This window comes from Salinigranum marinum (genome assembly GCF_024228675.1).
GTDB classification, from domain to species: Archaea; Halobacteriota; Halobacteria; order Halobacteriales; family Haloferacaceae; genus Salinigranum; species Salinigranum marinum.
In genome coordinates this window covers 2,537,610-2,549,807 of sequence record NZ_CP100461.1, presented here as the reverse complement: position 1 = coordinate 2,549,807, position 12,198 = coordinate 2,537,610, and the positions used below count along the sequence as shown (strand labels likewise).

Here is a 12,198-nt window from a genome sequence, read left to right as displayed (position 1 = left end):
ATCCATCCCTCACACCGTCTCTCGGCTCAGGCCTCGCCGTACACCGGAACCGCTGCACCGCTCGTCACGCCGGCGCCGTCGCTGCAGAGAAAGAGGATCACGTCGGCGAGTTCCGCGGGCGTGGGCCACGAGTCGTGGTCGGCGTCGGGCATCATCTCGCGGTTCATCTCGGTGTCGATGACGCTCGGCATGATCGCGTTCGCGCGGACCGTCCCCCGGTTCTCCTCGGCGATGCTCTCGGTCACGAGTCGGACGCCGGCCTTCGTCGCGCGGTAGACGCTGTCGCCCTCGCCGCCTTCGAGCGACGAGCGCGCCGAGATCGAGACGATAGTCCCGCCGCCGTCGGCGTCGGACTCCCGGAGGTGGGGCAGGGCGTGTTTCGACGCGAGGAACATCGTCTTGAGATTCACGTCGAAGAGGAAGTCGAACGTGTCGACGTCGGTCTCGTCGACCGGCGAGCCACCCCGCCAGGTGCCGGCGACGTTCACGAGGGAGTCGATGCCGCCGTGGTCGTCGACGACTTCCGCGACGGTCGACGAGACGGCCGCTTCGTCGGTGAAGTCGCCCTGGTAGTACGTCGCCCCATCCGGGAGGTCGACCTCGTCGGGATCGACCAGATCGGCGGCGGCGACGGTCGCCCCCGCGTCGACGAACGCCTTGACGACGCCGCCGCCGAGCGCGCCCGCCGCGCCGGTCACCAGTGCGACGCTTCCCTCGAAATCGTACTCGACTGACATACGATACGAGGGGGACGCAGAGGGCATAAATGATGTGCAAGCGTGCGGCTGTCGGGCCCGATCAGTCCGCGTCAGTCCCCGAGCTCAGGGCCGCGTCCGTGTCTGTGTCCCCGTCAGTCTCCGCCTCCGAGTTCGGGTCCGGTTTCGTCTCTGTGTCCGCTTCCGCGTCGTCTCCCGATCGCGTGTCGATCCAGACCACCGCCTCGCCGTCGATGACGGAGTCGCCGTCCTCGTCGCGGACCGTCGTCCGCAGTCGGTACCGCCCGCCGCCGAGCGCCTCGACGATCTCACAGACCGCGGTCACGCGGTCGCCGACCGCGACCGGCCCGACGAACCGGACGCTCTGTGAGAGGTAGACGACGAGGCCGGGGAGCCGCGAGAGCGCCGCACTCACGACGCCCAGGGTGAGCACGCCGTGGGCGATTCGGCCGCCGAACCGCGTCGTCGCGGCGTACGCGTCGTCGAGGTGGAGGGGGTTTTCGTCGCCGCTGGCGCGCGCGAACGCCCGGAGGTCGCCGTCGTCGAGCCGTTTCGAGAAGCGGACCACGTCGCCGACGTCGACGCCGGGGGCCGCGCGGTCCTCGTACGCGTACTCGCCGGCGCTTTGCGTCGTCACGTCCGACAGCGACAGCCCGGGCAGGTAGTACGAGAGTTCGCGGACGGAGACGACGCCGACGAGCGCGCCGTCGTCGAGGACGGGTGCTTGGTCGATGTCGTGTTCGCGGAGCGTCTCGGCGGCCGCCTCGATGCCGTCGTCGGCGTCGACCGTCACGACCGGGGCCGACAGGCAGTCGGCGGCGGTCGTCCCATCGAGCGGTCGCTCGTCGACGACGAGCGCGAGGACGTCGGAGTCGGTGACGATGCCGACCGGATCGCCCGCCTCGTCGACGACGACGATCGAACCGGCGTCGGCCTCGTGCAGCTGGCGGACCACCGTCCGCGCCGACGCCGACGGCGGGGCGGTCTCGATGCGCCGGCGCATCACCGCCCGGACCGTGACGTCGAACACGTTCGGTCGGTCGTTCGTCGGCCGTCTCCCACCGTTCGGGTCGGAGGACATGGTCGTCCGTTCGGCGGTGTGATACTTAACCCGTCTCCCGGCGTCGACTCAGCCCGAGCGACCCTCGACTCCGGTCCCCAGTCGCGTGGCATGGTGCCGCGCCGTGGCCCGTGCGCGTCGGGGATAGAAAAGCCCATTAACGACCGTGAGTAACCCCTGTTCACGGGGATGTTATTCATGTCTGACACGACCGACCGCGACGCCGACTCCACGGGGGGACCGAGTCGGAACGCGGAGCCGTTCGGCCTCGACCTCGGCCCCCCGCCGGCGTCCGACGCCGGGTTCGCCCTCCACGGACACGTCGAGCAGTACGACGACGCGCCGGACGAGTGTACGATCTTCCCGCACACGGCGTCGGCGGAGCTCCCGCGGACAACGGCCTGGCTGACCGCCGAAGAGGGGTCGTACTGCTCGCTCGAAAACAGCCGCTGAGCCTCGTCGCCGTTCCGCCCCGGCGACCCATCCGCGTCGGGACGACTCCGCGCCCGACACCGCGACGTCGCCGCCCCTCGGCGTGTCGTTCGCCCTCGTGGCCGAGAGGCGTCTCCGGCGTTTCGACGCCCCTCGGACCTCCCGAACGGGCGTCGGGTCGCCCCGCGGACAGGTTCGCTCCGCCCGAGCGGTTCGTTCGCGGCGCGACGAGGCGGACCAACCCTCGCTGTCCGGACGGTCCCAACCCACAGGAACTAACGTCCCGTCGGTCTATCTTCGGGTCATGCTACACCGTCGGCCCCGGATTCGTGCGTCCGCGACCCCCGCCCTCTCACGGTGTCGACAGCCTCGATCACTCGACGGTGAGTCTTCGTGACACTCGACAGTGTGCCCGTGGCCGGATGGCTCCTCGCCGTGACCGGCGACGTCCTCTCCGGGACGACGATCCTGGTCGGGGTGGTGACGATCGCCGTTCTGCTCGTCGCCTCGGCGTTCTTCTCGTCGAGCGAGATCGCGGTCTTCTCGCTCGAACGCCACCGGCTCTCGGCGCTCCTCGAGGCCGACGGCGGCGACCCGCGTGCGCGGGTGCTCCACCGACTCCGAGAGGATCCCCACCGCCTCCTCGTGACCATCCTCGTCGGGAACAACATCGTCAACATCGCGATGGCGAGTATCGCCTCGGTCCTGCTCGCCGCGGCGCTCTCGCCGGAGGTCGCCGTCCTCGTGACGACGTTCGGCGTGAGCGCGCTCGTCCTCGTCTTTGGCGAGATCACGCCGAAGTCGTACGGCGTCGCCAACGCCGAGCGGTTCGCCCTGCGGGTCGCCGGGCCGCTCGCGACCGTCGAACGACTGCTCTTCCCGCTCGTCGTCACCTTCGACTTCGTCTCCCGGGGCCTCAACCGGATCACCGGGGGCGGCTCCGACATCGAGCGGCCGTACGTCACTCGCGAGGAGATCGAGGCGCTGTTGAAGACGGGCGAGCGGATCGGAGCGATCGACGAGGCCGAACACGAGATGGTCGAGGGCGTCTTCGAACTCGGGTCGACGACGGCCCGGGAGGTGATGGTCCCGCGCGTGAACCTCGTCGCCGTCGACGTCGAGACGCCGCTCGACGAGGTCATCGAGGTGTGTGCCACGAACCGGCTCACCCGCGTCCCCGTCTACCAGGGGACGCTCGACCACGTCGTCGGCATCGCGGACATCCGCGACGCCGAGCGCGCCCGCCGGGCGGGACAGGAACTCGACGACGTGCTCCTCCCGACGCTGCAGGTGCCCGAGGGCAGAGAGATCGACGACCTCCTCGCGGAGATGCAGGCCGAGCGCGTCACGATGGTCATCGTCCGCGACGAGTTCGGCGAGACCGAGGGGATCCTGACCGTCGAGGATATCCTCGAAGAGATCGTCGGCGAGATCTTCGAGGTCGGCGAGGAGCGGCTCATCCGCCCGACGACCGACGGGCTCGTCGTCCAGGGCGAGGTGACTGTCGGCGAGGTGAACGACGTCCTCGGCGTCGATCTCCCCACCGAGGGCGAGTTCGAGACCGTCGCCGGCCTGATCAACGCGGAACTCGGTCGCATCGGCGACGTCGGCGACACGGTCCTCGTCGACGAGGTCGAACTCGACGTCGAGCGGGTCGACGGTCACCGCATCAGACGCGTTCGCGTCCGGCCGGTCGTCGACGACGGCGACGGTGACGAGGGCGGCGACACGCCCGCCGTCTCCGAGTGAGGCGCTGTCGACGACACCGGGTGGCTCCTCGCGTCGCCTCCCGCCGTCGGACCGACGCCTGCCACAACGCTTTGGTTCGTCTACGACCTGTGACAGGTGTGGCTCTCGAACTCGAAGACTTCGCCGGGACTTCCGAGCGGATCATGCGATGGCTCGAACTGGGCGCCGCGTACTTTCTCGTGGCGCTGTTCGCCATCGGCGTCTTCGACCTGGGGTTGTCGCTGTATCAACTCCTGACCTCGGGTCGGTTCACCGACCCGAACGCCGTCATCGATCTCATCGACACCGTCTTGCTCTTGTTGATCATCGTCGAGGTGTTCCAGACCGTCGTCGCGTTCAGCCGGAACGAGCCGGTCATCCGGATCGTTATCAACGCGGCGCTCATCGCCATCGCGCGGAAGGTCATCAGCTACCGTCCCAGCGAGTACGCCTCGGTCGAGGAGGCGTTCGTCGCCGCGGGCTCGTTCGCCCTGTTGCTGGCGGTGCTCATCCTCGCGTTCTTCGTCATCCGTCGGGTCGACATCGAACCGGTCGACCTAGAGTTCGAGTGACCGCGGCGGGTGCGCTACCGTCCGTTCGTCACGTCGCGTCGGTCAGTTCATTCGCCGCCTCACGGAACAGCCCGTCGAGTATCTCGGGCGTCGTGGGGTGGTACGCCCGGTCCGGGATCTCCCTGACGTCGAGCCCCATCTCCACGGCGAGTTGCATCGTCTTCGCCATCACGTCCGCGTGGTAGTGTAGCCCCTGGTAGCCGAGCACCCTGCCGTCGGTCCCGACGACGAGCGTCGCCAGTCCCCGGGGAGTGGCTTTAGTCTTGAACACGCCGTCGTCGCTGGCATGTCTGCTGACCGAGACGTGCTCGACCTCTGCCTCCTGCGCGGAGGCGACCGAGTGACCGACGCGGGCGTAGGGGTAGACGCCGGCCGCCGAGAAGACGACGTGGTGGTGGACGTTCTCGTACGTCTCCAACGCCTCGTTGGCGGCGTGCGCGAGGAGGTTCTCGGCCGCGACGTGTCCCTGCTCCTTGGCGACGTGGAGGATCGGCTCTTTTCTGTTCACGTCCCCGACGACGAACGTCCGCGGGTCGTCGCGGGCCTGCATCGTGTCGTCGACCCAGCCGGGGTCGGGGGTCAGCGCGGTGTTCTCCAGCCCGAGCCCGTCGAGGTTCGGCCGGCGTCCCGTGAAGACGAACAGTTCGTCGGCTTCCCGTGTCGCGTCCCGGCCATCGTGTTCGAGCTGCATCCGCACGCCCCCGTCGACCGGTTCGACCCGCTGTTCGTACGCGTGGGTCAGGATCTCGACGCCGAACTCCTCGCGGTAGACGTCGAGGAGTTCGCCGCCGAAGTCGGGGTCGGCCTCGTCCAGCGGGCGGGCGTCGTGTTCGATCACGGTGAGGTCGACGCCGGCCTCCGCGAGGTACGGCACCATCTCCAGGCCGATGTAGCCGAAGCCCATCACGATCCCCGAGTCGGGCAGGGACGTGGCGTCGAGGACGTCGGCGCTCGTCGTCACGTCCACGTCGTCGATGCCGGGGAGGTCGGGGACGTTCACGACCGAGCCCGTGGCGACGACGACGTAGTCCGCAACGAGTTCGTCGCCGCTGGGGTCGAGCCGAAGCGTGTGGTCGTCGACGAACGTCGCGCGCTCGTGGTAGAACTCGACCCCCTCGCGCTCGGTCATCCCGTGGACCGCCGCGCGCCGGTGTCGCGCGAAGTTGTCGATGTGCTCGTCTTTCGTCTCGACGACGCGGTCGAGATCCATCGCCGGCGGAGAGCCGACGAGTCGGTGGTCGTGGCGGACGCCGTACCGGTGCCCCGCGGCGGAGATGACCTCCTTCGACGGCATACAGCCGCGGAGGATACAGAGCCCACCGCCGGGGTCGCCGTCGTCGACGAGCGACAGCCTCGACACCGTCTCGCCGACGTGTTCGCTCAGTCGTTCCGCGACGGCGACTCCGGCGCTGCCGTACGCACCGACGATAGCGACGTGCATACCCGGGTTCCAGCGGGTGACGTGAAAGCCGTTGGGGCGGGCGTGCGCGCCCGGTACCCATCCACGACACCGCCTGGGAGCCTCGTGCTCGCCTACCGAGAGATGCCCTCGGTGTCGTCGGCGATGACGCTCTCGACCTCGGCGGGGGTGAGCACGGCGATGTCGCCGTCGATGGTCCGTTTCAGCGACGCCGCCGCCGCGCCGTAGCTGAGACACCGTTCGACGTCGCCGCCGGCGATCCGGGCGGTGAGGAAGCCGCCGACGAACGCGTCGCCGGTGCCGATCGCGTCGAACGTCTCCGACTCGTAGACGGGCTGTTCGAACACCTCGCCCCCGTGGATGCCGAGCGCGCCCTTGTCGCCGCGGGTGACCACGACGGTGTCGGCGTCGAAGTCGGTCGCGAGTCCGTGGGCGAGCTGGACGGCGTCGCCGTCGCGGCCGAGCACCTCGCGGGCGTCGCGCTCGGCGGCGAACAGCACGTCGACACCGGGTAACAGCGCCTCGTACGTCTCCCGGGCCGCCGCGGACGACCACAACTTCGACCGGTAGTTCAGGTCGAACGCGACCGTCGTCCCGCCCCCGTGGGCGACCTCGAACAGCGCGGCCGTCGTCTCTCGGAGCGTCTCGGACAGCGCGGGCGTGATCCCGCTCGTGTAGAACGTGTCGGCGCTGGCGACGACGCCCGTCGCGAGTTCCTGGGGCGTCGCGGTCGTCACGGACGAGTCCGTCCGGTCGTAGACGACCTCGGTCCCGCGGGGGGTGCCGCCGTGTTCGAGGTAGTAGGTGCCGACGCGCTTTCGCTCCGTGTTGTCCCACGAGATCCCCGTTCGGACACCGTGGCCGCGGAGTTCGCGGACGATCCGCCGGCCGAGCGCCGAGTCGGGCAGCTTCGAGAGCCACACCGAGTCGAGTCCGAGTAACGAGACCGCGGCGGCGACGTTGCTCTCGGCACCGCCCGCCTGCACGTCGAACTCGCGGGCCCGTTCGAGCCGCTCACCGCGCGGTGGCGAGAGCCGAAGCATCGTCTCGCCGAACGTCACGAGGTCTGTCATACCCCCGGCTTCGGCGCTCCGCTACAAAAGTCCGGGCGGTTGGTCCTGAGCGTCGTCGGGTCGCCGCGTGCGCCTTCCGAGTGGACAACTCCCGTCCGGGTCGATCCGGTGACCGGCGTCGCGACCCCCGGTCACGCCGGCGTCGAGTCGGTCGATGGTGGCGAGTCGGTCGACGGTGGCGAGTCGGTCGACTGGGTCGCCCCGCCTTCCGAGGACGGCTGGGAGCAGACGACGCTCGCGTCGAACTGGATCACGCTGTGGAACCCGCCGTCCGTCGCCGCCGCCTCGACCGTGAGTGGCGCGTCGACCCGCCCGGTGTGGCCGTTGCAGTCGATGTCGGCGTCGACGACCGCGGCGTCCCCGCTCCCGAGGCCGTCGTAGCGTCCGTCGACCGAAACCGGACTGTCGGCGCGCTCGCTGACCTGCAGGTCGAGCGTCGCTCCGTCGATCCGGTTCTCCACCACGAGCAGTTTCACTCGCGTGTCGTTCGGCGTGACGGGATCCTCCCCGGGGTGTATCGGCGGCTCCGGACTGGGGCCGCCGGGGTCCCAGATCGACACGAGCGCGCGGTCGTGGTCAGCCACCGCGACTGACACGCCGCGGTCGGTCACGGCGGCGCTGAACCCACCGGTACCCACCACCAGCGCCGACACCGACAGCGCGCCGAGCGTCAGCCAGAGGAGTCGCCTTCGCATCTCACTCACCTCGCAGTTCCGGCGGCTTCTCCGTCCCGCCGAGGAGGTTCTCGTGCTGGTAGTAGTAGTTCGCGCCCGCGGAGAGGACGAACGCCACCGCGAGGAACGCCCCCGCCGCGATGTCGGGGAGGGTCCCGAACGGGCCGACGTTCAGCCACGTCACGGCGACCACCGACAGCCCCACCCCGGCGAGCGCGAGGTAGTACTCGCTCCACGGGATGTCCTCGCCCGGAACGACCTCGAGGTAGATGTCGAGGTCCGCGGCGCGTTCGGTCAGTTCGACCTCCCGGCGGTCGACCTCGACGATCCCCGTCTGCTCCAGTTCCGGGACGTGCGTCTGCTGGAGGGCGTTGTAGACACGTCGGCGCTGTTTCGACGTGACTGCCTCGACGCTTACCTCGTTCTCCCACGCGGCGATCTGCGTCGCGAGATCACCGACGTCGACCGGCTCGGATGCCCGCTTGAGGTGCTGGATCGCGAAGCGCCGCCGCTGGTTCCGCAGGACGTGGAAGAGCTGGTCACGTGTCGGTCCCTCACTCCTGTCCCACTCGGAGGGCTCCGGGTCCGATGACCTCGGTAGCTGTTGTGAAGCGGCTCCCATTTGTCTTTACCAGACATTCTTTACATACATAGTTTAATAAGACTTGTCATGATTTATCTCAGTAATCGGAGCGAGAATCGAATCAGCCGGTTTCCAGGTGCCGCTTGTGGCGTTGTAGCGACCGATTAAGCCGGTGGTACGCTCGGCCTGCCGGCTCCACAACCGCTGTCAGCGGCGATACAAGCGGTTCCAGCGCTCCGCTCAGTCTCCTCATGTAAACGGGGGTATCAGTCCATGGGTTGGGTAAGCGCGTCCGGTGGACGACGGCTCGGGACGGCCCGAGCGGGCGTCCGGGGCGCGCGGACAACAACGGTGAACTCCAACATGGTCAAACGACGCAAATTCGTAATCGGACTCGGTGCACTGGTGGCTGGCTCGGGTGCTGCCCTCGGAACGGGCGCTTCGGTCAGCTCGACGATGGATCGTGACGCGAACGTCAACGTGGTCAACGACAGCAACGGGCTGCTCGCGATCGTCGTCTCCGAGGACGTCGAGAGCGACGTCCTCCGAGAGACGGGCGACGGTGAGTTCACGATCGATTTCACCGCCAACGGCAACGCTGACGGTGTCAACGTGAACTCCCAGTACCAGATCGGCTCGCTCTTCGACGTGGGCGCTCCGATGAACACGGACGGGAACAGCCCGACCGTGAACCCCGCGTTCCAGGTCGTCAACAACGACACGGTTCCGCGCAGTGTCACAGTCGAATACCAGCACACGGGTTCGCTGAACTCGAACGGCTCGAAGATGATCATTCAGGCACGCCCGGCCCCGAACAACCTCGTCGGGAACGGCGAGCCGACGAAGAACCTCGTCGTCGAGAGCGGCTCGACGAACCCGTCTGCGACGTTCACGACCGGCGCTGCCGGGGGGAACCGCGACGACCGGCTCCAATCCGCCGGCGCGATCGGCTTCTCCATCCTCGTGGACACGACCGGGAGCGGAGCGACCAAGCAAGAGGATCTGGGCGGGACGCTGACGATCAGCAGCAACTGATCCATTCAACTCTCTCTACCAATGGTCAAACGACGCAAATTCGTAATCGGACTCGGTGCACTGGTGGCTGGCTCAGGCGCGGCGCTCGGCACGGGCGCTTCGATCAGCTCGACGATGGATCGCGACGCGAACGTCAACGTGGTCAACGACAGCAACGGGCTGCTCGCGATCGTCAGCGACACACAGAGCGATGTCGTCCGCGAACAGAACGGCGAACTGCTGATCGACTTCACCGCGGGCGGCAACGCCGACGGTGTCAACGTCGGTTCCAGATATCAGGTCGGGCAGTTCAGCCATTTCCCGCCGGGTGAAGTCGATGCGCTGCAGGACGAAACGTACGGTGGCTGGGACGACCCGTACGACGACGCGGCGTTCTACGTCGTCAACAACGACACGGTGTCGCGCGACGTGACGCTCACGTACACAGTCACCGGCAACCTCAACGGCTCACAGATCTACTTCCAGCTCCAGGACGAGGACGACGACGCCAGCAACGACGTGACGGACGAGATTCTGATCCCGAACGTGGCCGGGCGGGACAACACGGCGACCGTCACGCTCGACTCGGGCGAGAAGGTCGGCGTATCGTTCCAGGTCGACACCGGCGACGGGAACCCCGGCTTCGGTACCGTCACCGACGGCTCCACGTCCGAGGACCTCTCGGGTACCCTGACCGTCAGCAGCGAATAACGATATTACCCACGTTAATTTCAACGATGGTCAAACGACGCAAATTCGTAATCGGACTCGGTGCACTGGTGGCTGGCTCGGGCGCGGCGCTCGGCACGGGCGCTTCGATCAGCTCGACGATGGATCGCGACGCGAACGTCAACGTGGTCAACGACGCGAACGGTCTGCTCGGTCTGGTCGATACGACCGACGGTGCCGTCGTCCGCGAGGAGAACGGTGAACTCCTGATCGACTTCACCGCGGACGGGAACGCCGGCGGCACCAACGTCGACTCGGTGTACCGGGTGGGCGAGGGGCAGCCCCATCAGGACCCGGCCTTCGAGATCCACAACCACGACACGGTCACTCGAACCGTGTCGATCAGCTACGAGGCCGACACGGCCGGACAGAGCACCGGCTCGACACTGCAGTTCCGGATGAACCAGAACAAGTTCCCGAACCAGAAGAACACGAAGGTGATCCAGGTCGGCGGCGGCAAGGCGAGTAACGGCCAGACCGGCACCGCGACGTACGAACTGCCTCCGGGGAAGGTGATCAACGTCCAGATCATCGTCGACAGCACCGACGGGGTGACCACAGACGACCTCTCGGGGACGCTGACGGTCAGTAGCGACTGACTACGTCACGACTCACTAGTCGAGTGCGGATCGCGTGGCCGTCGAACGGATGCCCCGGAGGTCTATCACCGGTTTCGAGAAGATGATGGATACGGGTGACGGGCCGGGTAGGCCATTGATCCCTTTCCCACGAACGGTCCGACGACGACCGAATCGAATCACACGGGCACCGTTTCGACTCGAACCTCCGCTGTGGGCGATAGCGCAGAGAACGCGAGGTGGCTACTCGTCGTCGATGGATCCACCGGATGAGTATCCTACGCTTCGGCCCGGTGTCTCCTGCTCTCGCCGCTCTCACGAGCCGACGGTGATTTTCAAAAGCGAGAGGCGGCGGCGAAGAAATAAACGGTGAGGCTCGGAGGTGTGGACGAATTGGTACCGACGGGACATCACGCCAAGCAGAGAGAGATCGGCACCGGACCGCCGTCTGACTCCGGACTCACATGAGCGCGCGCACACGTGCTGTTCAGCTAGTCGAACTCCTCGCGCTCATCGCCGTCGCCGCTCTCATCGCCGGCCAACTCCTCGGCCAGCCGATCCTCCTGAGCTACGTCACCACGGGAAGCATGCAGCCGACGCTTGACCCCGGCGACGGCTTCGTCGCGGTGCCGATGGAGCTCTCGGGCCCCGTCGAGGAGGGCGACGTCGTCGTCTTCCGAGCCGAGCGCGTCGGCGGCGGCGGGCTCACGACTCACCGCGTCGTCGGTGAAACCCCCGACGGCTACCTCACGCAGGGCGACGCCAACCCCTCGACGGATCAGGCGGCCGACGAGCCACCGGTCCAGGAGCCACAGCTCGTGGCGAAAGCGGTCCAGGTCGGCGGAAGCGTCGTCGTCGTTCCGAACGTCGGGACGGTCGTCGAGGGGATGCAGGCGGCCGTCGAAACCGTCCAGCGCCGCCTCGCCGCGCTGCTCGGGACCGACGCGGTTCTCGGTGCGCAGGGCTTTGCGTACCTCCTGTTCGCCCTCTCGCTCGTCGCCTACGCGGTCGACTCCCTCCGCGAGCCGGCCCGGGGCGAGCGCCGGTCGCGCGACCGGTCGCGTGACGCCGGCACCAGCACACGGCTCGTCGTCGGCGCGATGGCGGCGGTCGTCATCCTCATCGCGACGGCCGCGATGGTCGTTCCCGCAGGTCCGTTCGCGTTCGACGTGGTGAGTTCGTCGGTCGACTCGCCCGGCCCGGGGGTCATCGAACGGGACTCGACGGAGAACGCGACGTACGTCGTGCCCAACGGCGGGTTCGTCCCGGTCGTCGTCTTCCTCGACCCCGCTTCGGAGGGAATCGACGTCTCACCGCGGGAGTTCCGTGTCGCGGGACGCGACCGGGTGAACGCCACGGTCACGCTGTCTGCGCCCCCCGAGACCGGCTACTACCGACGGTTCCTCGTCGAGCACCGCTACCTCGCCGTGCTCCCCCAGCCGACGATCGCGTCCCTGTACGGCGTCCATCCCTGGCTCCCGATCGTCGCCATCGACGCGCTCCTCGGTGGCTCCTTTTACCTGCTCGGCGTCGCGCTCGTCGGCAACGGACGCGTTCGGAGACGGTCGCGTGAGACGGCGGGGTCGAGCGGCCGGCTTCTGAACCGGTTCCTGTAGCGG

At 68.0% G+C, this 12,198-nt stretch carries 13 protein-coding genes; 7 read left to right on the top strand and 6 right to left on the bottom strand.

Annotated elements, in window-relative coordinates; genetic code table 11:
• Positions 1–26: 26 nt before the first annotated feature.
• Together NKJ07_RS12630 and NKJ07_RS12625 are read right to left on the bottom strand one after the other, a co-directional pair.
• Entirely contained in the window at positions 27–737 is a 711-nt protein-coding gene (locus NKJ07_RS12630) for an SDR family NAD(P)-dependent oxidoreductase (RefSeq protein ID WP_318567175.1), read from the bottom strand.
• 61 nt (positions 738–798) lie between these two features.
• Positions 799–1,797, bottom strand: coding sequence for a CBS domain-containing protein (locus NKJ07_RS12625; protein ID WP_318567174.1), 999 nt, complete (start codon positions 1,795–1,797; stop codon positions 799–801).
• A gap of 177 nt (positions 1,798–1,974) precedes the next feature.
• On the opposite strand from NKJ07_RS12625, the gene NKJ07_RS12620 reads away from it, so the two are divergent.
• The 3 genes from NKJ07_RS12620 (at position 1,975) to NKJ07_RS12610 (ending at position 4,508) form a co-directional block, all read left to right on the top strand.
• Entirely contained in the window at positions 1,975–2,229 is a 255-nt protein-coding gene (locus NKJ07_RS12620; protein WP_318567173.1) for a DUF7511 domain-containing protein, read from the top strand.
• Between the two features lie 372 nt (positions 2,230–2,601).
• A complete protein-coding gene (locus NKJ07_RS12615; RefSeq protein WP_318567172.1) occupies positions 2,602–3,957 on the top strand; it encodes a hemolysin family protein in 1,356 nt (451 codons plus the stop codon).
• 98 nt (positions 3,958–4,055) lie between these two features.
• Positions 4,056–4,508, top strand: a complete 453-nt coding sequence (locus NKJ07_RS12610; protein ID WP_318567171.1) for a phosphate-starvation-inducible PsiE family protein — start codon at positions 4,056–4,058, stop codon at positions 4,506–4,508.
• A gap of 28 nt (positions 4,509–4,536) precedes the next feature.
• Here NKJ07_RS12610 and NKJ07_RS12605 read toward each other — a convergent pair whose 3' ends face one another.
• The 4 genes from NKJ07_RS12605 to NKJ07_RS12590 all read right to left on the bottom strand — a co-directional run bounded on the left by NKJ07_RS12605 (position 4,537) and on the right by NKJ07_RS12590 (position 8,297).
• On the bottom strand, positions 4,537–5,949 hold the full coding sequence (locus tag NKJ07_RS12605) for a dihydrolipoyl dehydrogenase family protein (protein ID WP_318567170.1): 1,413 nt from the start codon (positions 5,947–5,949) through the stop codon (positions 4,537–4,539).
• Between the two features lie 92 nt (positions 5,950–6,041).
• Positions 6,042–7,001, bottom strand: a complete 960-nt coding sequence (kdgK1, locus tag NKJ07_RS12600) for a bifunctional 2-dehydro-3-deoxygluconokinase/2-dehydro-3-deoxygalactonokinase (RefSeq protein ID WP_318567169.1) — start codon at positions 6,999–7,001, stop codon at positions 6,042–6,044.
• Positions 7,002–7,132: 131 nt separating this feature from the next.
• On the bottom strand, positions 7,133–7,696 hold the full coding sequence (locus NKJ07_RS12595) for a hypothetical protein (protein ID WP_318567168.1): 564 nt from the start codon (positions 7,694–7,696) through the stop codon (positions 7,133–7,135).
• Position 7,697: 1 nt separating this feature from the next.
• Positions 7,698–8,297 carry a DUF7344 domain-containing protein gene (locus tag NKJ07_RS12590; protein ID WP_318567167.1) on the bottom strand — a complete coding sequence of 200 codons (600 nt, stop codon included), beginning with the start codon at positions 8,295–8,297 and terminating at the stop codon, positions 7,698–7,700.
• Between the two features lie 417 nt (positions 8,298–8,714).
• Between NKJ07_RS12590 and NKJ07_RS12585 the strand changes: the two genes are divergently transcribed.
• From NKJ07_RS12585 to NKJ07_RS12570, 4 genes are all read left to right on the top strand, one after another.
• Positions 8,715–9,293 (top strand): hypothetical protein, encoded by a 579-nt coding sequence (locus tag NKJ07_RS12585; protein ID WP_318567166.1) that lies wholly within the window; start codon positions 8,715–8,717, stop codon positions 9,291–9,293.
• 63 nt (positions 9,294–9,356) lie between these two features.
• The gene (locus NKJ07_RS12580; RefSeq protein ID WP_318567165.1) at positions 9,357–9,983 is read left to right on the top strand and encodes a hypothetical protein; all 627 of its coding nucleotides are present in this window, start codon (positions 9,357–9,359) and stop codon (positions 9,981–9,983) included.
• Between the two features lie 68 nt (positions 9,984–10,051).
• Positions 10,052–10,600 (top strand): hypothetical protein, encoded by a 549-nt coding sequence (locus NKJ07_RS12575; protein ID WP_318567164.1) that lies wholly within the window; start codon positions 10,052–10,054, stop codon positions 10,598–10,600.
• 443 nt (positions 10,601–11,043) lie between these two features.
• Positions 11,044–12,195, top strand: coding sequence for a S24/S26 family peptidase (locus NKJ07_RS12570; protein ID WP_318567163.1), 1,152 nt, complete (start codon positions 11,044–11,046; stop codon positions 12,193–12,195).
• Positions 12,196–12,198 lie beyond the last annotated feature (3 nt).

Coding starts and splice junctions, on each gene's coding strand:
- NKJ07_RS12630 (WP_318567175.1), bottom strand. CDS start 737: ATGTCAGTCGAGTACGATTTCGAGGGAAGCGTCGCACTGGTGACCGGC.
- NKJ07_RS12625 (WP_318567174.1), bottom strand. CDS start 1,797: ATGTCCTCCGACCCGAACGGTGGGAGACGGCCGACGAACGACCGACCG.
- NKJ07_RS12620 (WP_318567173.1), top strand. CDS start 1,975: ATGTCTGACACGACCGACCGCGACGCCGACTCCACGGGGGGACCGAGT.
- NKJ07_RS12605 (WP_318567170.1), bottom strand. CDS start 5,949: ATGCACGTCGCTATCGTCGGTGCGTACGGCAGCGCCGGAGTCGCCGTC.
- kdgK1 (WP_318567169.1), bottom strand. CDS start 7,001: ATGACAGACCTCGTGACGTTCGGCGAGACGATGCTTCGGCTCTCGCCA.
- NKJ07_RS12595 (WP_318567168.1), bottom strand. CDS start 7,696: ATGCGAAGGCGACTCCTCTGGCTGACGCTCGGCGCGCTGTCGGTGTCG.
- NKJ07_RS12590 (WP_318567167.1), bottom strand. CDS start 8,297: ATGGGAGCCGCTTCACAACAGCTACCGAGGTCATCGGACCCGGAGCCC.
- NKJ07_RS12585 (WP_318567166.1), top strand. CDS start 8,715: ATGGATCGTGACGCGAACGTCAACGTGGTCAACGACAGCAACGGGCTG.
- NKJ07_RS12570 (WP_318567163.1), top strand. CDS start 11,044: ATGAGCGCGCGCACACGTGCTGTTCAGCTAGTCGAACTCCTCGCGCTC.